The sequence below is a fragment of the Streptomyces sp. 15-116A genome, from assembly GCF_025290915.1.
GTDB lineage: Bacteria > Actinomycetota > Actinomycetes > Streptomycetales > Streptomycetaceae > Streptomyces.
In genome coordinates this window covers 1-25,092 of record NZ_JAOCQE010000075.1, presented here as the reverse complement: position 1 = coordinate 25,092, position 25,092 = coordinate 1, and the positions used below count along the sequence as shown (strand labels likewise).

The window sequence follows — 25,092 nt, the reverse complement described above, 5'->3', positions numbered from 1 at the left end:
CCGGCGAAGGCCGCGGCCCCCGCCGCCAAGCCGGCCGCCGCCGCGCAGCCCAAGGCCGCGTCCGACGGCGAGGTCACCGGTCCCGAGAAGGTGACCCTGCGCGGCCCGTCCGCGGCCGTGGCGAAGAACATGGACGCCTCGCTGGACCTGCCCACGGCCACGTCCGTGCGCGCGGTCCCGGTGAAGCTGCTGTTCGACAACCGCATCGTCATCAACAACCACCTCAAGCGGGCCCGCGGCGGGAAGATCTCCTTCACGCACATCATCGGCTACGCCATGGTCCAGGCCATCAAGGCGATGCCGTCGATGAACTGGTCCTACGCGAAGGTGGACGGCAAGCCCACCCTGGTCAAGCCGGAGCACGTCAACCTCGGTCTCGCCATCGACCTGGTCAAGCCCAACGGCGACCGCCAGCTGGTCGTCGCGGCGATCAAGAAGGCCGAGACGCTGAACTTCTTCGAGTTCTGGCAGGCCTACGAGGACATCGTCCGTCGCGCCCGCGACAACAAGCTGACGATGGACGACTTCACCGGCGTGACGGTCTCCCTGACCAACCCCGGCGGCCTCGGCACCGTCCACTCCGTGCCGCGTCTGATGCCCGGCCAGTCGGTGATCATGGGCGTCGGCTCCATGGACTACCCGGCGGAGTTCCAGGGCACCAGCCAGGACACCCTCAACAAGCTCGGCATCTCGAAGGTCATGACGCTCACGTCGACCTACGACCACCGGGTGATCCAGGGCGCCGCCTCCGGCGAGTTCCTGCGCGCCGTCGCCAACCTGCTGCTCGGCGAGAACGGCTTCTACGACGACATCTTCGAGGCGCTGCGCATCCCCTACGAGCCGGTCCGCTGGCTCAAGGACATCGACGCCAGCCACGACGACGACGTCACCAAGGCCGCCCGCGTCTTCGAGCTGATCCACTCCTACCGGGTCCGCGGCCACGTCATGGCCGACACCGACCCGCTGGAGTACCGCCAGCGCAAGCACCCCGACCTGGACATCGTCGAGCACGGCCTCACCCTGTGGGACCTGGAGCGCGAGTTCGCCGTCGGCGGCTTCGCCGGCAAGTCGATGATGAAGCTGCGCGACATCCTCGGCGTGCTGCGCGACTCGTACTGCCGCACCACCGGCATCGAGTTCATGCACATCCAGGACCCCAAGCAGCGCAAGTGGATCCAGGACCGCGTGGAGCGCCCGCACTCCAAGCCGGAGCGCGAGGAGCAGCTGCGCATCCTGCGCCGCCTGAACGCGGCGGAGGCCTTCGAGACCTTCCTGCAGACGAAGTACGTCGGTCAGAAGCGCTTCTCCCTGGAGGGCGGCGAGTCCGTCATCCCGCTGCTCGACGCGGTGCTGGACTCGGCCGCCGAGTCCCGCCTGGACGAGGTCGTCATCGGCATGGCCCACCGCGGCCGCCTGAACGTGCTGGCCAACATCGTCGGCAAGTCGTACGCGCAGATCTTCCGCGAGTTCGAGGGCAACCTCGACCCGAAGTCGATGCACGGCTCCGGCGACGTGAAGTACCACCTGGGCGCCGAGGGCACCTTCACCGGCCTCGACGGCGAGCAGATCAAGGTCTCCCTGGTCGCCAATCCCTCCCACCTGGAGGCGGTCGACCCGGTCCTGGAGGGCGTCGCGCGCGCCAAGCAGGACATCATCGGCAAGGGCGGCACGGACTTCACCGTCCTGCCGGTGGCGATCCACGGCGACGCGGCCTTCGCGGGCCAGGGCGTGGTGGCCGAGACCCTGAACATGTCGCAGCTGCGCGGCTACCGCACCGGCGGCACGGTCCACATCGTCATCAACAACCAGGTCGGCTTCACCGCCGCCCCGGAGTCGTCGCGTTCCTCCATGTACGCGACGGACGTGGCCCGCATGATCGAGGCCCCGATCTTCCACGTGAACGGCGACGACCCCGAGGCCGTCGTGCGCGTCGCGCGTCTGGCCTTCGAGTTCCGCCAGGCGTTCAACAAGGACGTGGTGATCGACCTCATCTGCTACCGCCGCCGCGGTCACAACGAGTCGGACAACCCGGCCTTCACCCAGCCGCTGATGTACGACCTGATCGACAAGAAGCGCTCGGTGCGCAAGCTCTACACCGAGTCCCTGATCGGTCGCGGCGACATCACCCTGGAAGAGGCCGAGCAGGCGCTCCAGGACTACCAGGGCCAGCTGGAGAAGGTCTTCACCGAGGTCCGCGAGGCCACCTCGCAGCCGGCCTCCGTGGAGCCCACCGACCCGCAGGCCGAGTTCCCGGTCGCCGTGAACACCGCGGTGACCAGCGAGGTCGTCAAGCGGATCGCCGAGTCCCAGGTCAACATCCCCGACCACATCACCGTCCACCCGCGTCTGCTGCCGCAGCTGCAGCGCCGGGCGGCCATGGTCGAGGACGGCACCATCGACTGGGGCATGGGCGAGACCCTCGCCTTCGGCTCCCTCCTGCTGGAGGGCGTCCCGGTCCGCCTCGCGGGCCAGGACTCCCAGCGCGGCACCTTCGGCCAGCGCCACGCGGTCATCATCGACCGCACCACGGGCGAGGAGTACACGCCGCTGCAGTACCTCTCCGAGGACCAGGCGCGGCTGAACGTCTACAACTCCCTGCTGTCCGAGTACGCGGCGATGGGCTTCGAGTACGGCTACTCGCTGGCCCGGCCCGACGCGCTCGTGCTGTGGGAGGCGCAGTTCGGCGACTTCGTCAACGGCGCGCAGACGGTCGTGGACGAGTTCATCTCGTCGGCCGAGCAGAAGTGGGCGCAGACCTCCGGTGTGGTCCTGCTTCTGCCGCACGGCTACGAGGGCCAGGGCCCGGACCACTCCTCGGCCCGCCCGGAGCGGTTCCTGCAGCTCTGCGCGCAGAACAACATGACGGTCGCGATGCCGACGTCGCCGGCGAACTACTTCCACCTCCTGCGGTGGCAGGTGCACAACCCGCACCACAAGCCGCTGGTGGTCTTCACCCCGAAGTCGATGCTGCGCCTGAAGGCCGCCGCGTCGAAGGCGGACGAGTTCACCACCGGGCAGTTCCAGCCGGTCATCGGTGACGCGTCGGTCGACCCGGCCGCGGTGAAGAAGGTCGTCTTCTGCGCCGGCAAGGTCTACTACGACCTGGAGGCCGAGCGGAAGAAGCGCGGCGCGACGGACACGGCGATCATCCGCATCGAGCGCCTGTACCCGCTGCCGGGTGCCGAGCTCCAGGCGGAGATCAAGAAGTACTCGGGCGCCGAGAAGTACCTGTGGGCGCAGGAGGAGCCGGCGAACCAGGGTGCCTGGCCGTTCATCGCGCTCAACCTGATCGACCACCTGGACCTGGCGGTCGGCGCCGACCTCCCGCCCGCCGAGCGACTGCGCCGCATCTCGCGCCCGCACAGCTCGTCCCCGGCGGTCGGCTCGGCCAAGCGCCACCAGGCCGAGCAGGAGCAGCTGGTCCGCGAGGTCTTCGACGCCTAGCCGTCGCCCTCACGGGTCCCGCGTTCTCCGGGCCGCACCTCCTTGCGAAGGGGGTGCGGCCCGCCCGTTTGTGCCACTTATCCTGGACGGCATGTACTTCACCGACCGTGGCATCGAGGAACTGGAGAAGCGGCGCGGCGAGGAGGAGATCACTTTCGAGTGGCTCGCCGAGCAGCTGCGGACGTTCGTGGATCTGAACCCCGACTTCGAGGTCCCGGTGGAGCGTCTGGCGACCTGGCTGGCCCGGCTGGACGACGAGGACGACGAGTAGGTCTCCGCGCGCGCCGGTGACGTGCTCGGCGCCATGCCCCTCCCCGCCCACCTGTTTTTCGGTCACTCACCCCTGCTCACCCGGACGAGTGCCTTGACTTTCCCTGCCCGCGATATATCGTGAGTCACGTAATACGCGATATGGCGCGTGTCTAGGAGGTCCCACCATGTCCGAGTGGTCCGTCGCGGAGCCCACGAAGCTCACCTTCGACGAGCCCGTGACCGAGCTCCACGTGCGCCTCGTCAACGGCACGGTGAACGTGGTGGGCACGGACGAGCCCTCCGCCCGCCTGGAGGTCTCGGAGATCGAGGGCCCACCCCTGATCGTCACCCGGCAGCGCGGCACGCTGACCGTGGCCTACGAGGACCTGCCGTGGAAGGGCTTCCTCAAGTGGCTGGACCGCAAGGGCTGGCGCCGCAGCGCGGTCGTCTCCCTCGCCGTCCCGGCCCGCACACACGTCGAGGTCGGCGTGGTCGGCGCCGCCGCCGTCGTCTCCGGCCTCAAGGGCCCCGCGGTGGTGAAGGGCGTCACCGGCGACACGACTCTGGTCGCCGTCTCCGGCCCGGTCCGCGCGGAGACGGTGTCCGGGAACCTGGACGCCCAGTCCGTCACCGGTGACCTGCGCTTCAACTCCGTCTCCGGCGACCTCACCGTGGTCGACGGCTCCGGCTCCTCGATCCGGGCGGACTCCGTCAGCGGCTCGATGATCGTCGACCTCGACCCCGACGGCCCCACCGACATCCGCCTCACCAGCGTCTCCGGCGAGATAGCGATCCGCCTCCCCTACCCCGCCGACACCGAGGTCGAGGCCAACACCGCCAGCGGCGCCGTCTCCAACGCCTTCGACGGCCTCCGCGTCCAGGGCCAGTGGGGCGCCCACAAGATCACCGGCCGGCTCGGCGCGGGCACGGGCAGCCTGCGGGCCACCACCGTCTCCGGCTCCATCGCCCTGCTGCGCCGCCCACCCCGCGAGGACGACCCCGAGCCCTGGGACGCCCCCTCCGCCTCCACCCCGGACGCCCCGGCCGACGGCCCGACCGACAAGAAGGTGCTCTGACATGCCCCCCGTCTTCGCCCACGGTCGCCTCCGCCTCTACCTGCTCAAGCTGCTGGACGAGGCCCCGCGGCACGGCTACGAGGTGATCCGCCTCCTCGAAGAGCGCTTCCAGGGCCTGTACGCGCCCTCGGCGGGCACGGTCTACCCCCGGCTGGCCAAGCTGGAGGCGGAGGGCCTGGTCACCCACACCACCGAGGGCGGCCGCAAGGTGTACTCCATCACCGACGCCGGCCGCGCCGAGCTGTCCGAGCGCAGCGGTGAACTGGCCGACCTGGAGCTGGAGATCCGCGACTCGGTCGCCGAACTGGCCGCCGAGATCAAGGCGGACGTCCGGGGCGCGGCGGGCGACCTGCGCCGCGAGATGCGCGCCGCGGCAGGCAAGGCCCGCACGACGGGCGCCGCCTCGGACGCCGATCCCCTCCTCGGCGACTTCACGGGCCTCACCGATCCCGACGCCTGGCGTGCCGCCAAGGAGGAGATGCGCCGCGCCAAGCAGGAGTGGAAGGAGCAGGCCCGCCGCGCCCGGGACGAGAGCCGCCGCTCCCGCGAGGAGGCCCAGCGCGCCCGCCGCCAGGCCAAGGAGGCCCAGGAGCGGGCCCAGGAGGAGGTGCAGCGCATCGCTCGCCGGGTCCAGGAGCAGATGCAGGACCACTTCTCCCGCGGTGACTGGCCGACGGGCCTGCGCGAGGGCCTGAGCGAACTCATCAAGGAGGTGGGCGACTTCGGCAGGGACACCTGGTCCCGCAAGGACACGGCAGCCGAGCCCGCGTACTCCGAGACACCGGAGGACTTCCCCGCCGACTACACCCCCGCCTGGGCGCACGAGGGGGCGGCGGACACCACCGGCGACCCGGCCCGCGACCTGGACCGCCTGCTGGACCGCTTCCGCGACGACATCCGCGACGCGGCCCGCGACCACGGCATCACCCAGGACCAGCTCCGCGACGCCCGCCGCCATCTCTCCACGGCCGCGGCCCACATCGCCGCCCTTCTGTCCACGGGAAGGACCGGCTGACCTCCCGTCACCCCGCCTTGGCCTCGCCGCTCCCGTAGAGCACCCGGGTCACGGACTCGTACGTCACTCCGTGATCGGCGAGCACCTCGGCGGGGACCCCGGGCCGGCTGGTGAGGGCGAGGAGGAGGTGCTCGTCACCGATGTGCCGCTCCCGATGAGCGAGGGCGATGCGCAGGGATTTCTCCAGAACCTCCTTCGCCCCCTTCTCGAACGGCCGGTGCCCCGACCACCGCCTCCTCCCCTCCCCGGCCATCGCACCGGCCCCGTGCACTTCCTCCACCCGGGCCACGATCTCCGACACATCGATCCCGAGCCCGGCCAGCGCCTCGGTCTCGGCCTGCGTCAGCCCGCCCCGCCGGCGAGCCTCCCCCAGCGCCTCCCGCACCGACGCCTTCCACTCCCCCACCCCAAGCGCAGCCAGCACAAAGGCACCCCTGCTCCCCTCCCCCTCGATCAGGGCGAGCAGCAGATGCTCGGGCGCGACGGAGCCCGCCCCCACCGCCTCCGCCTGCGCGACGGCCCCTTTCACGACCGCACGGGCATCCTTGGTGAACCGCTCGAACATCAATGCCTCCCGTACTTCTTGTGCACGGCCTGCCTGCTCACACCGAGCTCGTTGGCGATCTCCTGCCACGACCACCCTTGATTGCGCGCACTGCGCACCTGCACGGACTCCAGCTGCTCCAGCAGCCTCCGCAACGCGGCGACGGCCCGCAGCCCGACCCGTGGATCACGGTCCCCGGCCCGCTGGGCCAGATCGGTAGCCTCACTCATACTGTCAACCTAGATTGACACCCCACTCATGTCAACCAACATTGACAAACCAAACGGCCGGCCCGAACCCGGACCGGCCGTCAGCACCCCAACTCGGCTCTACCGATTGGTGAGCACGATCTTCCCGAACAGCTCCCCCGAAGCCATCCGCTCGAAGCCCTCCCGGGCCCGGTCCATCGGCAGCACCTCATCGATGACGGGCCGCACGCCCGTAGCGGCACAGAAGGCGAGCAGATCCTCCAGCTCGTCCTTGGTCCCCATCGTCGACCCGACGACCTTGAGCTCGAGGAAGAAGATCCGCGTCAGCTCGGCATGCGAGGGCCGGTCACCGCTCGTCGCCCCCGAGATGACGAGCGTCCCCCCGGGCCGCAGGGACTTCACCGAATGGGACCACGTGGCGGCCCCCACGGTCTCGATCACGGCGTCGACCCGCTCCGGCAGCCGCGCACCGGACTCCAGCGCCTCCACGGCCCCGAGCTCCAGCGCCCGCTTCCGCTTGGCCTCATCGCGACTGGTGGCATAGACCCGCAGCCCGGCGGCCTTACCGAGCACGATGGCCGCCGTGGCGACACCACCCCCCGCACCCTGCACGAGCACCGAATCCCCGGGCCGCACCCCGGCGTTGGTGAACAGCATCCGATACGCGGTGAGCCAAGCGGTCGGCAGACAGGCGGCCTCCTCGAAGGAGAGCTCCTTGGGCTTGGGCAGCACATTCCACGTAGGCACGGCCACCTGCTCGGCAAAGGTGCCCTGGTAACGCTCCGTCAGAATGGACCGGGGCTCACGGGGACCCACCCCGTGGCCGCTCTGCCCAATGACGGAATGCAGGACGACCTCGTTGCCGTCCTCGTCGACACCGGCGGCATCACAGCCGAGGATCATCGGCAGCTTGTCCTCTGCGAGGCCAACGCCGCGCAGGGACCAGAGGTCATGGTGATTGAGTGAGGCGGCCTTGACCGTGACGGTACTCCAGCCGGGACGAGCCTCGGGAGCCGGTCGCTCCCCCAACTCCAGACCGGAGAGCGGCTGGTCGCGGTCGATTCGGGCAGCGTAGACAGCGAACATGGGGTCGACGATAGGTTCCCGACACCCCGCCAAGGAACCAACACGGCCTGTGAGACACGCCCTCTTGCCACAAGCCCCCGCTGCTGCCCGCAGCCGCGCACGGCGAACCGACGGAATCCAGCCTGGGCGGGCCGCAGGCGCCCACGGCGGGGAGGGGACGGGGCGGTGGTGTCCGCCCGCAGCGGCTGGCGCGTCAACGCCCCCGCTCTCGAGTCGACCGATTCCGCGCCAGACCGAGGACGGACACCACCGCCCCGGCCCCGACTCACCCACCCACCGCAGGCGCTACACAAGCCCCCACCGGAGCCGCGGTGGCGCCGCAGGCATAAAACGCGCACCCCCACGCACCCGCACCCAAAAGCGCGACCCCGCCCCCACGAACCGGGGACGGGGCCGACAACCAACCGGCACTCGACGCCTCAGCGCCGAGCCACCCCCTCCGCCCGAGCAGCCGCAGCCACCGCCGCAGTCACCGCCGGAGCAACCCGCTCGTCGAACGGAGACGGAATCACATAGTCCGCCGCCAGATCGTCCCCGACCACCGCCGCCAGCGCCTCAGCCGCCGCCAGCTTCATCCCCTCGGTGATCCGGGACGCCCGCACCTGCAACGCCCCCGCGAAGATCCCCGGGAACGCCAGCACGTTGTTGATCTGGTTCGGGAAGTCCGACCGCCCGGTGGCGACCACCGCCGCGTACTTGTGCGCGACCTCCGGATGCACCTCCGGATTCGGATTGGCCATGGCGAAGACGAACGCGCCCTCGGCCATCGACGCGACCGCCGCCTCGGACACCGTCCCACCGGACACACCGATGAAGACATCCGCCCCGTCCAGCGCCGCCTCCAGCGACCCCGAGAGCCCCGCCTTGTTCGTGAACGACGCCAGCTCCGCCTTGATCGGCGTCAGGTCATCGCGATCCCGCGACACGACGCCCTTGCGGTCGGCCACCGCCACGTCCCCGATGCCGGCCTCGACCAACATCTTCGCGATGGCGACCCCCGCCGCACCGGCGCCGGAGATCACCGCCCGCAGATCACCCAGCGCCCGCCCGCTCAGCCGCGCAGCGTTCCGCAGCGCCGCCAGCGTCACGACCGCCGTACCGTGCTGGTCGTCGTGGAAGACCGGAATGTCCAGCCGCTCCTGCAGCTTCCGCTCGATCTCGAAGCACCGGGGCGCCGAGATGTCCTCCAGATTCACACCACCGAAAGACGGCGCCAACCGCACCACGGTCTCGACGATCTCGTCGACATCCGTGCAGCTCAGCGCGAGCGGCACCGCGTCCACGCCGCCGAACTGCTTGAACAGGATCGCCTTGCCTTCCATCACCGGAAGGGAGGCCTCGGGCCCGATGTCCCCGAGCCCCAGCACGGCCGTACCGTCCGTCACGACGGCGACGACCGAGGACTTCCAGGTGTAGTCGTGGACGAGGTCCGGCTGCTCGGCGATCGCGCTGCACACTTTCGCGACGCCGGGCGTGTACGCCAGGGACAGATCGTCCTTGTCACGGACCGGCACGGTGGCCTGCACAGCCATCTTGCCGCCGCGATGCAGCGCGAACGCCGGATCGAAGGAGTCGAGAGACTGATCGAGGGACGTGAGGGGCTCGGCCCCACCGTCCTGCTCGCTCTGTCCGCTTCCGCTCCCGGCTTCGCTGTCGCTGCGAGGATTCACAATCTCCGCTGCCACTTGGTTTTACCCCTTAAGTGTTCATTGGTTGAGGGTTAGCCACTCCTGGTGAGGGGTGGGCGGGACCGCGCAAGGCCCGATGGGTTGATGCGTACGGGCCAAACACGACGGGCGCGCCGCACACGCGCCCTGAGCCCCGGATGAGGGGTGTAAAGAACCTTCTTACCGGACGGACGCCACCGGCGACGAGTCCATAACGCGAAGGTCACATGACGAGGCCAGGACTCATCGCCCAATTTCAGGACAAGACCTGGACAAACGCTCGGCAAGCGCTCGAGCCGCACCAAAGGCCACGGCCGGCTCCTCGCACCTCTCGGATCCACCGAAGATCTTCCGGCCGGAATGAGGGATTCCCGAAGACCATCCGGCCTGCATACGCTCGGGTGAGGCGCTTCATCGGTCACCCGTTATCCGATTTTGACATTGCTCACCCCCTGAATGGCGCAGTCCGAATGGCAAGATGCGGTAATCACACGAGGTCGCGACACTCGAAGGCGTGTGTTCTCGTCGACCCATGGCGCTGCCGTACAAGCTGTACACGCAGGCGCCGGCCCCATCGGCAACTCCACCCATCCGCCGGAGGAACCCACCATGACCGCAAGCACCACCCGTCGTACCACCGCCGCGCGCTCCCGGATTGCAGCGGTCGGCGCGATCGCGGTCGCAGGCGCACTGCTTCTCACCGGCTGCGGTGACCAGACCAAGGACAACGGCTCGGAGAAGACGGACGGCGCGTCCGCCGCCGCGGCCCCGCTCGCCGACAAGCTCCCCCAGGCCATCCGTGACAAGGGCGTCATCAAGGTCGGCTCGGACATCGCCTACGCCCCGGTCGAGTTCAAGGACGACTCCGGCAAGACCGTCGGCATCGACCCCGACATCGCCGCCGCCATGGGCAAGCAGCTCGGCGTGACCTTCGAGTTCGAGAACGGCACGTTCGACACGCTGATCACGGGTCTGCGCTCGAAGCGGTACGACATCGCGATGTCCGCGATGACCGACACCAAGGACCGCCAGGAGGGCATCGACTCCGAGACGGGCAAGAAGGTCGGTGAGGGCGTCGACTTCGTCGACTACTTCACGGCCGGCGTGTCGATCTACACCAAGAAGGGTGACGACCAGGGCATCAAGTCCTGGTCGGACCTGTGTGGCAAGAAGATCGTGCTCCAGCGCGGCACGGTCTCCGAGGACCTCGCCAAGGCCGAGAACAAGAAGTGCCCGGCCGGCAAGAAGATCACCATCGAGGCCTTCGACAACGACCAGCAGGCCCAGACCCGCCTGCGCGCGGGCGGCGCCGACGCCGGTTCCTCCGACTTCCCGGTCGCCGCGTACGCCGTGAAGACCTCCGGCGGCGGCAAGGACTTCCAGCTGGTCGGCGAGCAGGTCGAGGCCGCCCCGTACGGCATCGCGGTCGCCAAGAACAACACGCAGCTGCGTGACGCCCTGAAGGCCGCCCTGGACGCCATCATCGACAACGGCGAGTACAAGAAGATCATGGACAAGTGGGGCGTCGCCGAGGGCGCCGTCGAGGAAGCCACGATCAACGGCGGCAAGTGACCGCGCGCGAGCGGCACTGAAAGGCAACACCCGTGACAGTTGACACTGACAAGACACCGGGCCCGGCCGACACACCGCCGGCCGGCCCGGAGGCCATCAAGGCCATCCCCGTCCGGCACTACGGGCGCTACGTCTCCGCCGTCGTGGCCATCGCCCTGCTGGCGGCGGTCGTGTACGCGTTCTCCCAGGGCAAGATCGAGTGGGGGACGATCCCGGACTACTTCTTCGACAGCCGCGTCCTCGAGGGTGTCGGCAACACGCTCCTGATCACCGTCCTGTCCATGGTGATCGGCATCGTCGGCGGCATCCTGCTCTCCGTCATGCGCCTGTCGAAGAACCCGGTCACCTCGTCGATCGCCTGGTTCTACATCTGGTTCTTCCGCGGCACCCCGGTCCTGGTGCAGCTGGTGGTCTGGTTCAACCTGGGCCTGGTCTTCGAGTACATCAACCTCGGGCCGTTCTACAAGGACGAGTGGTCGGACTTCATGACCCCGTTCCTGACGGCGCTGCTGGGTCTCGGCCTCAACGAGGCCGCCTACATGGCGGAGATCTGCCGTGCCGGTCTGCTCTCGGTCGACGAGGGTCAGACGGAGGCGTCGCACGCGCTGGGCATGAGCCACGCGAAAACGCTGCGCCGGATCGTCATCCCGCAGGCGATGCGCGTGATCGTGCCGCCGACGGGCAACGAGGTCATCAACATGCTGAAGACGACCTCGCTGGTGTCGGTCGTCCAGTACTCCGAGTTGTTCCGCGTGGCCCAGGACATCGGCCAGACATCCGGCGCACCGGCCGAGATGCTGTTCCTGGCAGCCGCCTGGTACCTGCTGCTGACCTCGATCTTCAGCATCGGCCAGTACTACCTTGAGCGGTACTACGCCAAGGGCTCCACGCGGAGTCTGCCGGCCACGCCGCTGCAGAAGATCAAGGCGAATCTGCTGTCCCTCTCGAACCGCCAGTCCACGGGAGGTGGCGCCGTATGACCGAGAAGAAGCTCACCAAGGCGGACGCACCCGCCAAGAGCACGGCCGTCCCCATGGTCAAGGCGGAGGGCGTCCACAAGTCCTTCGGCCCCGTGGAGGTCCTCAAGGGCATCGACCTGGAGGTCAAGCAGGGTGAGGTCTTCTGCCTCATCGGCCCCTCGGGCTCCGGCAAGTCGACCTTCCTCAGGTGCATCAACCACCTGGAGAAGATCAACGCCGGCCGCCTGTACGTCGACGGCGAGCTCGTGGGCTACCGCCAGAAGGGTGACAAGCTCTACGAGCTGAAGGACAGCGAGGTCGCGCTGAAGCGCCGGGACATCGGTATGGTCTTCCAGCGCTTCAACCTGTTCCCGCACATGACCGCGCTGGAGAACGTCATCGAGGCGCCGATCCAGGTCAAGGGCGTGAGCAAGGCCCAGGCCAAGGAGCGGGCGCGGGAGCTTCTCGACCGCGTGGGCCTGGCCGACAAGGCCGGGAACTACCCCTCGCAGCTCTCCGGCGGCCAGCAGCAGCGTGTGGCCATCGCCCGGGCCCTGGCGATGGACCCGAAGCTGATGCTCTTCGACGAGCCGACCTCGGCTCTCGACCCGGAGCTGGTCGGTGACGTCCTGGACGTCATGCGGGACCTGGCCGAGTCGGGCATGACGATGGTCGTCGTCACGCACGAGATGGGCTTCGCCCGCGAGGTCGGCGACAGCCTGGTCTTCATGGACGGCGGCGTGGTCGTCGAGTCGGGCAACCCGCGCGACGTCCTGACGGACCCGCAGCACGAGCGCACGAAGGCGTTCCTGTCCAAGGTCCTCTGACCCGAGACGGACCCACGAAGGGGCGGTACGGCACTCCCGTACCGCCCCTTCGCCTTGCCCTACTTCACGGCCAGCAGCAGCGTGTCCGAGGGCGAGCACCACACCGGACGCGCCTCCCCGAACCCCTTCTCGCGCAGCACGCGCGCGTGCCACTGCGCCGACGGGGTGTCGCCGTCCGCGTGTTCGCCGTAGATCTCGAAGCGGCGGGCCGTGGGACCGGCCAGCACGGGGTCCTTCGCGGCGAGCTGCCACCATTCGGCCCAGTCGAGGGCGCCGTCGCGCTTGGCCTGATCCATACGGGCGTGGCGCTGGGCGCGCTCGGCCGCGTTGATCCTCGGCGTCGTCTCGTCGATCATGTGGTCCGCGTTCATGAAGACACCGCCGTCGCGGACGAGCCCCGCGATGTGCCCGTAGAGGTCCGCGAGGGGTTCCCGGTGCAGCCAGTGGAGGGCCGTCGCGGTCAGTACGGCGTCGTAGGTGTCGTACGGCAGTGCCGTCGCCCAGTCGGGGTCCTTGAGGTCGGCGGTGACGAAGGTGACCCGCCGGTCGCCGGCGAAGGTGCCCTCGGCGATGGCGAGCAGCGCCGGGTCCAGGTCGACGCCGGTGCTGGTGGCGTCCGGGAACCGGGCGAGCAGCCGGGCCGTGATACTTCCCGTGCCGCACGCGAGATCCAGGACCCGCGGGGAGGTGCCGACGAGCGCCTCCACCATGTCGAGCATGACCCGGAACCGCTCCTCGCGGTCGGGCATGTACCACTCCTGCTGCCGGTCCCAGCTCTCCTGCCAGGCCTGCCAGTCCGTGGTGGTGTCCGTGTCCGTCATGGAGCCCCTCCCTCACCGAAGTCCCGTAATACCCTGAAAGCACGACCGTCTCTTACCCGACCGCACGCACGACCATAGAGCCCCTGCGTAAGGACTACAAGTGGAACTGGCCTATTACTCGGACTACGCCGTACGCCTCGTCAACACCGAGGAGCCGGCCCGGGGCAAGGACACCCTGACCTCGGTGGAGGCCGTGCGCGATCTGTTCGGCGGCAACCAGTCGGCGGCGCGCCGCGCGACCGAGGCGGACGTGACCCGGTTCCGCTCGGTCCGGGCCCGGCTGCGCGCGGTCTTCGAGGCGGCGGACTCCGGCGACGAGACCCTCGCCGTGGATCTGCTGAACTCGCTGCTGCTGGAGTTCCCGGTGAGCCCGCAGATCTCCGGCCACGACTTCCGCGACGACGACGGCCGCCCGCTGTGGCACATGCACCTGGCCGACCACCCGTCCAACGCGACCGCCGGCTATGCCGCCATCGCCGCGATGGGCCTGGCGTTCCATCTGACGGAGTACGGCGTGGACCGTCTCGGCCTGTGCGAGGCGCCGCCGTGCCGCAACGCCTATCTGGACACCTCGACCAACCGCTCCCGCCGCTACTGCTCCGACCGCTGCGCCACCCGCGCGAACGTGGCCGCCTACCGTGCCCGCAAGCGCCTGGAGGCCGACCGGTCGGAGGAGAACACCGGCCGGGCCGCCGAGAGCGCCCAGCCGAGCAGGGCCAGCGGCGAGCGCTGAGCGGCCTTGCGGGGCCGGTACCGGAAGCGCACCTTGCCCAGCACCAGTTCGTCGGGCACGGTCCCGTAGTCGGTGCTGTCGCCGCCGGCGTAGGAGTTGTCCCCAAGCACCCACCAGCCGCCGTCACGCCGCTCGGCGGCCCGCTTGACGACGAGCAGGTCCTGCTGGAACGGATGCCGCAGCACGACCACGTCACCGGCCCGCACCCGGGCGCCGTAGTGCACCAGCAGCCGGTCCCCGTGGTACAGCGTGGGCACCATGGACGGTCCCGTCACCTCGGCCACCCCGAAGGGCAGCGGCGCCCTCGCCCGCTCGGTGTCCTGCGACAGCTCCGGCATCACCCGGCACCTCCCCGGTCTTTCCTCCACCAGTCTCAGTCTGACCCCGGACTTTTGTCCTAAGCCTGCGGGGGCACCCGCGAAATCGCCTCTCCCAGGGAGTAATGTCCCCCCTGAGAAGACGATCACGAGGAAGGAATGCTCCATGCTTTCCCGCCTGTTTGCCCCCAAGGTCAAGGTCAGCGCGCACTGCGACCTGCCCTGCGGCGTGTACGACCCGGCCCAGGCCCGCATCGAGGCGGAGTCGGTGAAGGCCATCCAGGAGAAGATGGCCGGCAACGACGACCCGCACTTCCAGGCGCGTGCCACCACCATCAAGGAGCAGCGTGCGGAGCTCGCGAAGCACCACGTCTCCGTGCTGTGGAGCGACTACTTCAAGCCGCCGCACTTCGAGAAGTACCCGGAGCTGCACCAGCTGGTCAACGACACCCTGAAGGCCCTGTCGGCCGCCAAGGGCTCGACGGACCCGGCCACCGGCCAGAAGGCGCTGGACTACATCGCCCAGATCGACAAGATCTTCTGGGAGACCAAGAAGGCCTGACCGGCCGAAGCCCGCGTGTTGTGACGACCGGCGATCGGTGCACCATCGCAGGTCCGAGGGCATCCCGGAGGGGCCCGGCCGTACCCAGTACCCACGGCCGGGCCCCTCCGGCGTGTGCCGCTCTACGATCGGGTGATGACGATCCGCTGGACGTACGCCTACATCGACCGGCCCGCCGCGCACCGCGCACGCACGACCCGGTTCTGGACCGCGGTGACGGAGACCCGGTTGTCCGCGTCACGCGGTGACGAGGGCGAGTTCGCGACCCTCGTGCCGGACGGCGCCGATCCGTGCGTCAAGCTGCAGGCGGTCGGCTCCGGTGGGGGCGGCGCCCATCTCGACCTCTGCGCCGAGGACGTACCGGAGTTCGCCGCGACGGCACTGCGGCTCGGGGCGCGGACGGTCGCCGAGTACGACGGCTGGTCCGTACTGAGTTCCCCCGCCGGGCAGTTGTTCTGCGCGGTGCCGTGGGAGGGGGAGGCGGTGCGGCCGGGGATCGTGCACGGCAGCCGGCTGGACCAGGTGTGCCTCGACACCCCGCCCTCGCTCTGGGGCGCCGAAGTCGCCTTCTGGAGCGCCCTGTTGCCCCACTGGAAGAGCCGCCCCGGTTCCCGCCCGGAGTTCCACGTACTGGCCCCGCCCGCGGGCCTTCCCGTACGTGTCCTCCTCCAGCGCCTGGACGACGAGCGTCCGCCGTCCGCCCATCCGGACCTGGCCTGCGCGGACATCGCCGGGACCCGCGCCCGGCACGAGGAGTTCGGTGCTACGTTCGTGGCCGCGTTCGCCCACTGGACGGTGATGCGCGACCCGGCGGGCGGCCTCTACTGCTTGACCGGCCGCGATCCGGAGACGGGCGGCTTGTCCGACCGCTCCTGAGCCTGCGGGTGCGCGCCGGGCTTGCCGCAGTCGGGATTGCGGCACGGCCCGGCCGTCCACACCGGAACCCATGCGCCCAGCGTCTTGTGGCGCCGGACGACGCTCTCCACCGGCTGTCCGCAGGTACGGCAGACGGGCTGTTCGCTGGCCATGTCCTCAGAGTAGGCCCGGGTGCGGCTCAGCGCTTCCTGGCGTAGGTCCGCACCACCGCGCCGTTGCCGAAGCTGCGCACCGACTCCAGCGTGAACTCCACCATCGGGAACTCGGCGGCGAACATCGGCATGCCGGTGCCCAGCACGATCGGATAGGTCTTGATGATCATCTCGTCGATCTCCCCGGCCAGTTCGCCGGCGACCTGGGCGCCTCCGCACAGGTAGATGTCGTACGGGCTGTCCTCGGCCTTCAGCTCACGGACCCGGCCGACCAGGTCGTCCGAGATGATCTCGACGTTCGGGTCGGGTGACTCGGTCAGCGTGCGCGAGGCGACGAACTCGCGCAGATGGGCGTAGGGGCTGGTGATGCCGTCCTTCAGGGCGAGGTCGTAGCTGGCCCGGCCCTGGATGATCGTGTCGAACCGCTTGTTCGGCAGATCGTCGATGCCCAGGGGGCGCCGACCGGGGGTGGGCAGGGTCTCCGGGTACTCCGTCTTCAGGAACTCGAAGAACTCCTCGTCGACGAACGACACCATGGCCGACGCGTCGCCGCTCGGGTCGCCGATGAAGCCGTCGATGGAGCAGGCGATGAAGTAGGTGAGCTTTCGCACGGTGGTCTCTTTTCCCGAGGCGGTGCTTCGCGTCGTTGACAACTCCAGTTGTAGTACTTCAGCCGTAGTGGTGGCAAGGGTTTATTTCGAGCCACGCGGTTCACGCCACATCGGCCACATGCGGGGGCCGTCGGGGAGGTGCAGGGGCTCACCGGCGAGTGCGAAGCCGAGGCGCTCGTAGAGGCGCACGCTGCGCTCGCTGCTCGCCTCCAGATACGCGGGGAGCCCCTCGCGGTCGCAGCGGTCGAGGACCGAGGCGATGAGCGCGGTGCCGAGCCCCTCGCCCTGCCGGCCGGGTGCCACGCCGATCATCCACAGGTACTCGTGAGCCCGTCCGGAAGGGTGGACGGCCGCCGTCAGCCTGCCGATCTGCTCCACCCGCTCATTGCCGGGGTCGACCGCCTGCCGCACCTGCGCAGGCCCGTCGTCCTCCTCCCCCTCGCCGTGCTCGTCCGCCGGTACGGACATCCACAGCGCGCACGCCGAGCCGTCCTCGGTGACGTCGATGCGCCCCTCGGCGAGCACGATGTCGGTGAACGCGGCCATCAGCCGGTGATGGGTCCGGCGCCGGTACTCCTCGCCGGGGAACACCCAGCCGCTCACCGGGTCGTTCTGGAACGCCTCGTCCAGGAGCCGGACCACCAGGTCCCGGTCCCCGTCCCCAGCCGTCCGGATCGCCACACCCATGTCCGCCCCTTCGCCTCAACGGTCGCTGCCCGTACGGGGGTTGAGCCTACGGGGTGGGTCGGGGGCGGGTTACGGCAGTGGGCGGCGGTGAGGCAGGGGGCGGCGCCTCGCGTAGCGGTGGGCGGCTGACGCAGTGGGCGACGCCTGACGGAGCGGGCTGCGGCTGACGCAGTGAGGCGGCGGGCCCCGCACACCGTGGGGAAGTGCGGGACCCGCCCGGGCCGGAGCCGGTGGGGCCGTGCGGGGTCAGGAGCCGCACGGCCCGGTGGCTCCGGGGTCTTCAGGTGGTGCGCCGGGTCACGAACTCGGCCAGCGACAGCAGCCCTCCGGCCCCCTCCGGGTCGGGCACCGCGCGCGCCAGTTCCTGCATCGCCCGGGCCATCCGGTCGGCCGCCTGGGCCTGCGCCCAGTCCCGGCCGCCCGCCTCCTCCACGGCCGCGGCGATGCGTTCCAGGTCCTCCTTCGGGTGCGGGGCCGCGTAGAGCGCGGCGAGTTCCGTGGCCGCCGGGGTGCCGGAGGTGAGCGCGGCGACCACCGGCAGGGACTTCTTGCGGGCGGCCAGATCCGCGCCGGCGGGTTTGCCGGTGCGGCGCGGATCGCCCCATATGCCGATCACGTCGTCGATCAGCTGGAAGGCCAGCCCGGCCTCCCGCCCGAAGGCGTCCAGCGCCCGTACGTCCGCGTCCGGGGCGTCGGCGTACAGCGCCCCGAGGGCGCAGGCGCAGCCGAGGAGCGCGCCGGTCTTGGCCTCGGCCATGGCGAGCGTCTCGTCGAGGGTCACCTCGTCCGGGGCGCGCCGTTCCATGGCGGTGTCCGCGTGCTGGCCCGCGCACAGTTCGACGACACACGTCGCGAGCCGGGACGCCGCGACGGGGGCGGCGGGATGGGTGTCCTCGGCGAGCAGCCGCAGGGCGAGCGCCTGGAGGGCGTCCCCGGCGAGGATCGCGTCCGCGTCGCCGAACACGGTCCAGGCGGTGGGCCGGTGACGGCGGGTGGTGTCCCGGTCCATCACGTCGTCGTGCAGCAGCGTGAAGTTGTGGACCAGTTCCACCGCGGCGGCCGCCCGCAGCGCCGCCGTCCGGGCGCGGGGTCCGCCGAGGGCGGAGGCCGCGGCGAGCACGAGCGCCGGACGGATCGCCTTGCCGGAACCGCCGGCGGCGGGGCTGCCGTCCGCGTGCTCCCAGCCGAAGTGGTAGCGCGCGATCCGGCGCATCGGGCCGGGCAGGGAGCCGATCGCGGCCCGCAGCACCGGGTCGACCTCGGACCGCGCCAGCTCGAGCAGCGTCGCCGCCTCGTGCCCCTCGGCGGGGCGCTGCCCGTGATCCGGCCCGCGCGGGGACACGAGCCCTGCCGTGGACTGCGTCTTGAGCTCCGTCATGGACTCCCCCCCTGCGACCGACTCGGATGACGGGCGGCCGGTGCCGCTCACGCCGCCGCGGAGCGCGTACCCCCAGGGTGTACCCGCCCGGACGGGCGGGGACACGGCGTGCGGGCCCCGGGGCCCCTGGACGGTCACCGCCAGCGGCCGATCTCGACGTTCTCCAGGACACCGAGCGCGTCCGGTACCAGCACCGCCGCCGAGTAGTAGGCCGTGACCAGGTACTTGATGATGGCCTGTTCGTTGATGCCCATGAACCGCACCGACAGGCTGGGCTCGATCTCGTCCGGGATGCCGGAGGCCCGCAGGCCGATGACGCCCTGGTCCTCCTCGCCGGTACGCAGGGCGATGATCGAGGTCGTGCGGGACTCGGTCACCGGGATCTTGTTGCAGGGGAAGACGGGCACCCCGCGCCAGGTGGGGATGCGGTTGCCGGCCATGTCGATGGTCTCCGGGACGAGCCCCCGCTTGTTGAGCTCGCGGCCGAACGCGGCGATGGCGCGCGGGTGCGCGAGGAACATCTTGGTCCCGCGGCGCCTGCTGAGCAGTTCGTCCATGTCGTCGGGTCCCGGCACGCCGTCGTGCGGCTGGATCCGCTGGTCGTACTCGCAGTTGTGGAGCAGACCGAACTCGCGGTTGTTGATGAGTTCGTGCTCCTGGCGCTCCTTCAGGGCCTCGACGGTCAGCCGGATCTGCTGTTCCGTCTGGTTCATGGGCTGGTTGTAGAGGTCGGCCACGCGCGTGTGGATGCGCAGCACGGTCTGGGCGACGCTCAGCTCGTACTCGCGCGGGCGGGCCTCGTAGTCGACGAAGGTGTGCGGGATGTCCGGTTCGCCGCTGTGGCCGGCCGCGAGGTCGATCTCCTTCTCGCCGTACTTGTTGGTGCGCTGCCCGGGGATCGAGCGGAGCCGCCCGAGATGCTCGCGCAGGCTGTCGGCGCGCTCGGACACCTGCTGGAACGCCTCGCGGGGCAGCACGAGCACCGTGCAGGGCGTGAGCGTGCGCGCCGTGTACTCCCAGATGGCGTCCTCGTCGAGCAGGGCCTGGTCGCCGAAGTAGGCGCCGTCGGCGAGGACTCCGAGGGACTCGTCGTCGCCGTAGGGGCCGGTGCCGATCTTCTCCACCCTGCCGTGGGCCAGCAGATAGACCTCTTCGGTGGGGCTGCCGAAGGAGGCGATCACCTGACCGGCCTCGATCTCCCGCTGCCGGCAGCGGGCGGCGAGTTCGGAGAGCACCTCCTCGTCCTCGTACGACCGCAGGGCGGGCAGTTCGCCCAGCTCCGCGGGGATGATCTCGACGCGATCGCCGGTCTTCACGAACGTCATCCGGCCGTCGCCGACGGCGTAGGTCAGCCGCCGGTTCACCCGGTACGTACCACCCTTGACGTCCACCCAGGGCAGCATGCGCAGCAGCCAGCGGGAGCTGATCTCCTGCATCTGCGGAACGGACTTGGTCGTGGTGGCCAGGTTCCGCGCGGCCGCCGTACCGAGGCTCTGCTGCGGCCTGGTCTGCTCCGTGCGGACCTCTTCGCCTACCGACATAGAGAATTGCCCTCCCAGTTGTGATCCACGCCCATCCGGTGCCGGGCGTCGACCTGCGAGTGCAAGCCTTCCTCACGGAGCGTGCCCGTGCCATTACCCGAAAGAGCGGGAATGGATCTTCGAAGGCCTGGGCATTCTGGGGAGCCGTTTCCACGGCCGACGACCGGAGGGCGCTTGTCCGGATCGGCTCGCACAGGCTCCGAACGATGGGTTCCGGCCGTTCCGTTTCGGTACAAGCTCCGGTATGAGGCGGCCGCGACGGGTGGCCGTCCGCAGCATGTGAGGAGGCGGTCATGGCCCCACCCATGTCCGCGAGCGCGTTCCTCAGCGCTCTGAAGGCGGAGGGTCTCACGGTCGTCGAGGTCGGCGACTGGCGCACCCACAACCGCAACCACAAGGGCCCCTGGGGGCCGGTGCACGGCGTGATGATCCATCACACGGTCACCAAGGGCAGCGCCAGGACCGTCGAGATCTGCCGCAAGGGCTACGAGGGCCTGCCCGGTCCGCTGTGCCACGGGGTCATCACCAAGGACGGCCGGGTCCATCTCGTCGGCTACGGGCGGGCCAACCATGCCGGTCTGGGCGACGACGACGTGCTGCGGGCGGTGATCGCGGAGAAGGGGCTGCCGCCGGACAACGAGGCGAACACCGACGGCAACCGGCACTTCTACGGATTCGAGTGCGAGAACCTCGGCGACGGCAAGGACCCTTGGCCGGCGGCGCAGTTGGAGGCCATCGAAAGAGCCGCCGCGGCGGTCTGCCGCCGCCACGGCTGGAACGAGCGGTCGGTGATCGGCCACCTGGAGTGGCAGCCGGGCAAGGTCGACCCGCGCGGCTTCACGATGTCCTCCATGAGAGCCCGCATCCGCGACCGCCTGAAGTAACCCCACGGGACGAGACCCCGGCCCGGCGTGGCCGAGATCGGCCACCACCCGGCCCGGGGACGCGCACCACGCGCGTGCGGCGTCCGGGCGGGCCCGCCACCCAGCGATCGTTTCCAGCCAAGCCTGCACCCCACCCCCGAGGCGAGGGCCTCGCCCCGCGCGCGACCGCCACCCGTCCTCCCGGCACCGTCCGTGCCGGGGACAATGGCACCGTGACCAGCCCCGACGACCCCCGCTCCCCCGACCTCGACGGCCTCCGGCCCCGGCTGCCCTCACCCCTGCTGGAAGTCGTGGACCGGCGGTTCGAGCGGTGTGGGGTGCGGTTCCTGCTCAAGCGGGACGATCTGATCCATCCGGAGCTGGTCGGGAACAAGTGGCGCAAGCTCGCGCCCCATCTCGCGGCGGCGGAGGGGCGGACGGTGCTCACTTTCGGCGGGGCCTACTCCAACCACCTGCGGGCCACGGCCGCCGCCGGGCGGCTGCTCGGGCTGCGAACCGTCGGTGTCGTACGAGGTCACGAGCTGCGCGACCGTCCGCTCAACCCCTCACTCGCCCGCTGCGTGGCCGACGGCATGCGGCTGCACTTCGTCGACCGGTCGACATATCGCCGCAAGGCGGAGCCGGAGACACTGGCGGCCCTCCTCCGCGCCGCCGGCGCCGAGGACGCGTACGTCGTCCCGGAGGGCGGCAGCAATGCCCTTGCCGTACGCGGCTGCCGTGCGCTCGGTGAGGAGCTGGCGGACGTCGCCGACGTGGCCGCCGTGGCCTGCGGCACCGGGGGCACGCTCGCCGGAATGGCAGCCGGACTCGGCCCACGCGTGCGTGCGCTGGGCATCCCCGTCCTCAAGGGCGGCTTCCTCCCCACGGACGTCCGGGCGCTGCAGACCGCGGCATTCGGCGGCCCCCGCGGCGACTGGAGCCTCGACGACCGCTTCCACTTCGGCGGCTACGCCCGTACCACCCCGGAACTCGACGCGTTCGCCGAGGACTTCGAGCAGCGCCACGGCATCCCCGTCGAACGTCTCTATGTCGCCAAGGTGCTCTACGCCCTGGTCGCCCTCGCGGAAGAGCACGCCTTCCCGCGCGGGAGCACGGTCGCCGCCGTGATCACCGGCCGCCCCTTCCCCGCTCCCCCCGCTCCGGCACCCGGCGCTATGCCGTCTCCCTGAACGCCGCCGCCTCCTCCAGATCCAGCCGGCGCAGCAGCGTCCGCAGCATCTCGTCGTCGATGTAGCGCCCGTCGCGCAGCCGCACGAACACCTCCCGCTCCGCGCTGATCATCTCCCGCGCCAGCCGCCGGTAGGTGTCGTCCACGGACTCCCCGGTGACGGGGTTGGTCTGCCCGAGCCGCTCCCAGACGGCGTTGCGGCGGCGTTCCAGGACCGTGCGCAGCCGGTCGGCGAGCGGTCCAGGAAGGGCGTTGCGCTCGTCCGACAGGAGTTCCTCCAGGCGCCGCTCGGCCGCCCGCGAGGCCTGCGCCTGGGCGTTCGCCTCCGCGAGCGTCTCGGCCTGGGCGTCCCGTCCGGGGAACTTCAGCAGACGGATCAGCGGGGGCAGTGTCAGCCCCTGCACGACGAGCGTGCCGATGACCGTGGTGAACGTCAGGAACAGCAGCAGGTTCCGCTGCGGGAAGTCCTCGCCGTCGGCGGTGAGCGGGATGGAGAAGGCGATGGCCAGCGAGACGACCCCGCGCATCCCGGCCCACGCGATGACGAACGGCGCCTTCCAGCCGGGCCTGCCCTCCCGGGCACGGATGCGCGCGGACAGCCTCGGCGGCAGATACGTCGCCGGGTACACCCACACGAACCGCACCACGACGACCGCCACGAACACGGCCAGCGCGTACCAGGCGGCCTCGACACCCTCGTACTCCCCGAGCCCCCTGAGGACGACCGGCAGTTGCAGCCCGATCAGCGCGAACACCGCCGACTCCAGGACGAAGGCGACCATCTTCCACACCGCCTCCTCCTGGAGCCGGGTGGCGAAATCGACCTCCCACGCGCGGTGCCCCAGATACAGCGCGACGACCACGACGGCGATGACCCCGGAGGCGTGCACCTGCTCGGCGACGGCATACGCGACGAACGGGATCAGCAGGGAGAGCGTGTTCTGCAGCAGCGCCTCCTTGAGATGCGTCCGCAGCCAGTGCAGCGGCGCCATCAGCAGCAGGCCGACCACGAGGCCGCCGACCGCCGCGAGCAGGAACTCGCCGATCCCGCCGATCCAGGTGGCACCCTCGCCGACGGCCGCCGCCACGGCCACCCGGAACGCGGTGATCGCGGTGGCGTCGTTCAGCAGGGACTCGCCCTGCAGGATCGTCGTCACGCGGGACGGCAGCCCCACCCTGCGGGCCACGGCCGTCGCCGCGACCGCGTCCGGCGGGGCCACCACGGCGCCGAACACCAGCGCCGCGGTCAGCGGCAGCCCCGGCACCAGCAGATACAGGGCCCAGCCGACGGCGAGCGTCGCGAACAGTACGTACCCGACCGACAGCAGCGCCACCGGTCGCAGCTGCGCCCGCAGATCGAGGTAGGAGCTCTCGGTGGCCGCCGTGTGCAGCAGCGGCGGCAGGATCAGCGGCAGCACGACGTGCGGGTCGAGCGCGTACTCGGGGACCCCGGGGACGTAGCTGACCGCGAGGCCGGCGGCGACCAGCAGCAGCGGCGCGGGGACCGGGGTGCGCCGGGCACCCGCGGCGATCGCGGCACTGCCCGCCACCAGCAACAGCAGCGGCATCACGTCCATGGTCGACCCGTCCTCGGTTTCCGCGCGCCCGTCGTAATCTGGCCATCATGAAACAGTGCACGCACGCCGACGCGCTGCCGCACCCGGAGCCCGTCCCGCTCAGTGAGACGTGCCCGGAGTGTCTGCGGGACGGCACGGACCCGGTGCAGCTGCGCCTGTGTCTCAGCTGCGGTCACGTCGGCTGCTGCGACTCGTCGCCGAAGCGGCACGCAACACAGCACCACGAGGAGACCGGCCACCCGGTGATGCGGTCGCACGAACCCGGGGAGAACTGGCGCTGGTGCTTTGTCGATCACGTACTGGTGTGACCCGACGGGGCCCGCGTTCCGGACGGTTCGACCGTCTGACGTCTGGGTACGTCAATGCGGCGCACGCTCTTCCCAATTGGGCCCGCAGACCCCTAGCCACGGAGCGTGTTCGCAGTTTTACTATGAGTGACAGCAAGGGCTCGGGGTCCCGGGACAGGACCGTGCAGAGCGCGATAGCGTCACCGCTGAACCACGTAGCGCGTTGTCCGGGGGCGAACCCCGGCCCTGAAACGCTTGTACCACCTTGGAGGTGAGGGTGTCCCAGATCGCAGGCGAGCCCGCGACCCAGGACTTCGTCGAAGTCCGCCTGCCGGCCGCGGGGGCCTACCTGTCGGTGCTGCGTACGGCCACGGCCGGTCTCGCGGCCCGTTTGGACTTCACCCTCGACGAGATCGAGGACCTGCGCATCGCGGTCGACGAGGCCTGCGCGATCCTGCTGCAGCAGGCCGTGCCGGGATCGGTGCTCAGCTGTGTCTTCCGGCTCGTCGACGACTCGCTCGAGGTCACCGTCTCGGCGCCGACCACCGACGGCCATGCCCCTTCGCGGGACACCTTCGCCTGGACCGTCCTGTCCGCTCTCGCGGGCAAGGTCTCCTCCGCCGTGGACGAGGACAATACCGTTTCGATCAGCCTCTACAAACAGCGCGGCGCGGGACCCGGGCCGGCGTGAGGAACGAGGACGGGCCGGTGCGGGACGAAGAACGCGGCACACGGGAGCTGCCGGCCGGGCGCATGCCGGACGGCATGGACGGCATCCCCGAGCAGGCCCGGCCGCATCCGGAGGAGGACTCCGCGCCGGCCGGCGCCCCGGGCGGGCAGCCGGACG

26 protein-coding genes and 1 pseudogene are annotated in these 25,092 nt (G+C 70.3%); 15 read left to right on the top strand and 12 right to left on the bottom strand.

The annotated features are described in order from the left end of the window. The 4 genes from N4P33_RS15195 to N4P33_RS15180 all read left to right on the top strand — a co-directional run. On the top strand, positions 1–3,444 hold a 3,444-nt coding region (locus N4P33_RS15195; protein WP_260827140.1), incomplete at its 5' end, for a multifunctional oxoglutarate decarboxylase/oxoglutarate dehydrogenase thiamine pyrophosphate-binding subunit/dihydrolipoyllysine-residue succinyltransferase subunit. 91 nt (positions 3,445–3,535) lie between these two features. Then, a complete protein-coding gene (locus tag N4P33_RS15190; protein ID WP_028420339.1) occupies positions 3,536–3,715 on the top strand; it encodes a DUF6104 family protein in 180 nt (59 codons plus the stop codon). 166 nt (positions 3,716–3,881) lie between these two features. Further along, positions 3,882–4,772, top strand: a complete 891-nt coding sequence (locus N4P33_RS15185; protein ID WP_260827139.1) for a DUF4097 family beta strand repeat-containing protein — start codon at positions 3,882–3,884, stop codon at positions 4,770–4,772. A gap of 1 nt (position 4,773) precedes the next feature. After that, positions 4,774–5,787 (top strand): PadR family transcriptional regulator, encoded by a 1,014-nt coding sequence (locus tag N4P33_RS15180; protein WP_260827138.1) that lies wholly within the window; start codon positions 4,774–4,776, stop codon positions 5,785–5,787. Positions 5,788–5,794: 7 nt separating this feature from the next. On the opposite strand, the gene N4P33_RS15175 is transcribed toward N4P33_RS15180, so the two are convergent. The 4 genes from N4P33_RS15175 to N4P33_RS15160 all read right to left on the bottom strand — a co-directional run bounded on the left by N4P33_RS15175 (position 5,795) and on the right by N4P33_RS15160 (position 9,311). Beyond that, a complete protein-coding gene (locus N4P33_RS15175; protein ID WP_260827137.1) occupies positions 5,795–6,352 on the bottom strand; it encodes a Clp protease N-terminal domain-containing protein in 558 nt (185 codons plus the stop codon). Then, complete coding sequence (locus tag N4P33_RS15170) at positions 6,352–6,561, bottom strand: HTH domain-containing protein (protein ID WP_260827136.1); 210 nt, start codon at positions 6,559–6,561, stop codon at positions 6,352–6,354. Before N4P33_RS15170 ends, N4P33_RS15175 begins: the two co-directional genes overlap by 1 nt. A 99-nt stretch (positions 6,562–6,660) precedes the next feature. Beyond that, entirely contained in the window at positions 6,661–7,626 is a 966-nt protein-coding gene (locus N4P33_RS15165; RefSeq protein WP_260827135.1) for a zinc-binding dehydrogenase, read from the bottom strand. Between the two features lie 419 nt (positions 7,627–8,045). Beyond that, positions 8,046–9,311: an NADP-dependent malic enzyme gene (locus N4P33_RS15160; protein WP_260827134.1), complete on the bottom strand. Its 1,266-nt coding sequence runs from the start codon at positions 9,309–9,311 to the stop codon at positions 8,046–8,048. A gap of 591 nt (positions 9,312–9,902) precedes the next feature. On the opposite strand from N4P33_RS15160, the gene N4P33_RS15155 reads away from it, so the two are divergent. The 3 genes from N4P33_RS15155 to N4P33_RS15145 are packed head-to-tail and all read left to right on the top strand — an operon-like array spanning position 9,903 to position 12,651. Then, complete coding sequence (locus N4P33_RS15155) at positions 9,903–10,865, top strand: ABC transporter substrate-binding protein (RefSeq protein ID WP_260827133.1); 963 nt, start codon at positions 9,903–9,905, stop codon at positions 10,863–10,865. Positions 10,866–10,897: 32 nt separating this feature from the next. Continuing rightward, complete coding sequence (locus N4P33_RS15150; RefSeq protein WP_260827132.1) at positions 10,898–11,845, top strand: amino acid ABC transporter permease; 948 nt, start codon at positions 10,898–10,900, stop codon at positions 11,843–11,845. Then, on the top strand, positions 11,842–12,651 hold the full coding sequence (locus N4P33_RS15145) for an amino acid ABC transporter ATP-binding protein (RefSeq protein WP_399029491.1): 810 nt from the start codon (positions 11,842–11,844) through the stop codon (positions 12,649–12,651). The genes N4P33_RS15150 and N4P33_RS15145 overlap by 4 nt, the downstream gene beginning before the upstream one ends. A 59-nt stretch (positions 12,652–12,710) precedes the next feature. Here the strand turns inward: N4P33_RS15145 and N4P33_RS15140 are convergent, their stop codons facing one another. Then, complete coding sequence (locus N4P33_RS15140) at positions 12,711–13,472, bottom strand: trans-aconitate 2-methyltransferase (protein WP_260827131.1); 762 nt, start codon at positions 13,470–13,472, stop codon at positions 12,711–12,713. A 100-nt stretch (positions 13,473–13,572) separates the two neighbouring features. Here N4P33_RS15140 and N4P33_RS15135 point away from each other — a divergent pair, with 100 nt between their 5' ends. Next, a complete protein-coding gene (locus N4P33_RS15135) occupies positions 13,573–14,205 on the top strand; it encodes a CGNR zinc finger domain-containing protein (protein WP_260827130.1) in 633 nt (210 codons plus the stop codon). On the opposite strand, the gene sodX is transcribed toward N4P33_RS15135, so the two are convergent. After that, positions 14,106–14,543, bottom strand: a complete 438-nt coding sequence (sodX, locus tag N4P33_RS15130) for a nickel-type superoxide dismutase maturation protease (protein WP_260827129.1) — start codon at positions 14,541–14,543, stop codon at positions 14,106–14,108. The two genes, N4P33_RS15135 and sodX, sit on opposite strands and share 100 nt — an antisense overlap. A gap of 145 nt (positions 14,544–14,688) precedes the next feature. Between sodX and sodN the strand changes: the two genes are divergently transcribed. Both sodN and N4P33_RS15120 read left to right on the top strand, forming a co-directional pair. Further along, positions 14,689–15,084, top strand: coding sequence for a superoxide dismutase, Ni (sodN, locus tag N4P33_RS15125; RefSeq protein WP_010040396.1), 396 nt, complete (start codon positions 14,689–14,691; stop codon positions 15,082–15,084). Between the two features lie 135 nt (positions 15,085–15,219). Next, on the top strand, positions 15,220–15,960 hold the full coding sequence (locus tag N4P33_RS15120) for a VOC family protein (protein WP_260827128.1): 741 nt from the start codon (positions 15,220–15,222) through the stop codon (positions 15,958–15,960). Here N4P33_RS15120 and N4P33_RS15115 read toward each other — a convergent pair. From N4P33_RS15115 to N4P33_RS15095, 5 genes are all read right to left on the bottom strand, one after another. After that, entirely contained in the window at positions 15,906–16,112 is a 207-nt protein-coding gene (locus N4P33_RS15115) for a hypothetical protein (protein ID WP_260827127.1), read from the bottom strand. The genes N4P33_RS15120 and N4P33_RS15115 overlap by 55 nt on opposite strands. 26 nt (positions 16,113–16,138) lie before the next feature. Then, entirely contained in the window at positions 16,139–16,723 is a 585-nt protein-coding gene (locus N4P33_RS15110) for a dihydrofolate reductase family protein (protein WP_260827126.1), read from the bottom strand. Between the two features lie 81 nt (positions 16,724–16,804). Then, a complete protein-coding gene (locus tag N4P33_RS15105) occupies positions 16,805–17,410 on the bottom strand; it encodes an N-acetyltransferase (protein ID WP_260827125.1) in 606 nt (201 codons plus the stop codon). 280 nt (positions 17,411–17,690) lie between these two features. After that, positions 17,691–18,788, bottom strand: coding sequence for a family 2 encapsulin nanocompartment cargo protein polyprenyl transferase (locus N4P33_RS15100; RefSeq protein WP_260827124.1), 1,098 nt, complete (start codon positions 18,786–18,788; stop codon positions 17,691–17,693). Between the two features lie 134 nt (positions 18,789–18,922). Beyond that, the gene (locus N4P33_RS15095) at positions 18,923–20,329 is read right to left on the bottom strand and encodes a family 2B encapsulin nanocompartment shell protein (RefSeq protein ID WP_260827123.1); all 1,407 of its coding nucleotides are present in this window, start codon (positions 20,327–20,329) and stop codon (positions 18,923–18,925) included. A gap of 293 nt (positions 20,330–20,622) precedes the next feature. Here N4P33_RS15095 and N4P33_RS15090 point away from each other — a divergent pair, with 293 nt between their 5' ends. Both N4P33_RS15090 and N4P33_RS15085 read left to right on the top strand, forming a co-directional pair. After that, positions 20,623–21,213: an N-acetylmuramoyl-L-alanine amidase gene (locus tag N4P33_RS15090; protein WP_260827122.1), complete on the top strand. Its 591-nt coding sequence runs from the start codon at positions 20,623–20,625 to the stop codon at positions 21,211–21,213. 212 nt (positions 21,214–21,425) lie between these two features. Next, positions 21,426–22,382: a 1-aminocyclopropane-1-carboxylate deaminase/D-cysteine desulfhydrase gene (locus tag N4P33_RS15085; RefSeq protein WP_260827121.1), complete on the top strand. Its 957-nt coding sequence runs from the start codon at positions 21,426–21,428 to the stop codon at positions 22,380–22,382. Here the strand turns inward: N4P33_RS15085 and N4P33_RS15080 are convergent. Then, entirely contained in the window at positions 22,366–23,958 is a 1,593-nt protein-coding gene (locus tag N4P33_RS15080) for a Na+/H+ antiporter (protein WP_260827120.1), read from the bottom strand. The genes N4P33_RS15085 and N4P33_RS15080 overlap by 17 nt on opposite strands. Before the next feature lie 47 nt (positions 23,959–24,005). On the opposite strand from N4P33_RS15080, the gene N4P33_RS15075 reads away from it, so the two are divergent. The 3 genes and pseudogenes from N4P33_RS15075 to N4P33_RS15065 form a co-directional block, all read left to right on the top strand. Continuing rightward, positions 24,006–24,266, top strand: a complete 261-nt coding sequence (locus tag N4P33_RS15075) for a UBP-type zinc finger domain-containing protein (RefSeq protein WP_260827119.1) — start codon at positions 24,006–24,008, stop codon at positions 24,264–24,266. A 256-nt stretch (positions 24,267–24,522) separates the two neighbouring features. Next, positions 24,523–24,936: an anti-sigma regulatory factor gene (locus tag N4P33_RS15070; protein WP_019326945.1), complete on the top strand. Its 414-nt coding sequence runs from the start codon at positions 24,523–24,525 to the stop codon at positions 24,934–24,936. Next, positions 24,933–25,092, top strand: a pseudogene (locus N4P33_RS15065) (RNA polymerase subunit sigma-70); the annotation flags it as partial. The gene N4P33_RS15070 and the pseudogene N4P33_RS15065, both read left to right, overlap by 4 nt.

Coding starts and splice junctions, on each gene's coding strand:
- N4P33_RS15155 (WP_260827133.1), top strand. CDS start 9,903: ATGACCGCAAGCACCACCCGTCGTACCACCGCCGCGCGCTCCCGGATT.
- N4P33_RS15105 (WP_260827125.1), bottom strand. CDS start 17,410: ATGGGTGTGGCGATCCGGACGGCTGGGGACGGGGACCGGGACCTGGTG.
- sodN (WP_010040396.1), top strand. CDS start 14,689: ATGCTTTCCCGCCTGTTTGCCCCCAAGGTCAAGGTCAGCGCGCACTGC.
- N4P33_RS15175 (WP_260827137.1), bottom strand. CDS start 6,352: ATGTTCGAGCGGTTCACCAAGGATGCCCGTGCGGTCGTGAAAGGGGCC.
- N4P33_RS15090 (WP_260827122.1), top strand. CDS start 20,623: ATGGCCCCACCCATGTCCGCGAGCGCGTTCCTCAGCGCTCTGAAGGCG.
- N4P33_RS15115 (WP_260827127.1), bottom strand. CDS start 16,112: ATGGCCAGCGAACAGCCCGTCTGCCGTACCTGCGGACAGCCGGTGGAG.
- N4P33_RS15185 (WP_260827139.1), top strand. CDS start 3,882: ATGTCCGAGTGGTCCGTCGCGGAGCCCACGAAGCTCACCTTCGACGAG.
- N4P33_RS15095 (WP_260827123.1), bottom strand. CDS start 20,329: ATGTCGGTAGGCGAAGAGGTCCGCACGGAGCAGACCAGGCCGCAGCAG.
- N4P33_RS15100 (WP_260827124.1), bottom strand. CDS start 18,788: ATGACGGAGCTCAAGACGCAGTCCACGGCAGGGCTCGTGTCCCCGCGC.
- N4P33_RS15075 (WP_260827119.1), top strand. CDS start 24,006: ATGAAACAGTGCACGCACGCCGACGCGCTGCCGCACCCGGAGCCCGTC.
- N4P33_RS15165 (WP_260827135.1), bottom strand. CDS start 7,626: ATGTTCGCTGTCTACGCTGCCCGAATCGACCGCGACCAGCCGCTCTCC.
- N4P33_RS15140 (WP_260827131.1), bottom strand. CDS start 13,472: ATGACGGACACGGACACCACCACGGACTGGCAGGCCTGGCAGGAGAGC.
- N4P33_RS15180 (WP_260827138.1), top strand. CDS start 4,774: ATGCCCCCCGTCTTCGCCCACGGTCGCCTCCGCCTCTACCTGCTCAAG.
- N4P33_RS15080 (WP_260827120.1), bottom strand. CDS start 23,958: ATGGACGTGATGCCGCTGCTGTTGCTGGTGGCGGGCAGTGCCGCGATC.
- N4P33_RS15145 (WP_399029491.1), top strand. CDS start 11,842: ATGACCGAGAAGAAGCTCACCAAGGCGGACGCACCCGCCAAGAGCACG.
- N4P33_RS15120 (WP_260827128.1), top strand. CDS start 15,220: ATGACGATCCGCTGGACGTACGCCTACATCGACCGGCCCGCCGCGCAC.
- N4P33_RS15170 (WP_260827136.1), bottom strand. CDS start 6,561: ATGAGTGAGGCTACCGATCTGGCCCAGCGGGCCGGGGACCGTGATCCA.
- N4P33_RS15190 (WP_028420339.1), top strand. CDS start 3,536: ATGTACTTCACCGACCGTGGCATCGAGGAACTGGAGAAGCGGCGCGGC.
- sodX (WP_260827129.1), bottom strand. CDS start 14,543: ATGCCGGAGCTGTCGCAGGACACCGAGCGGGCGAGGGCGCCGCTGCCC.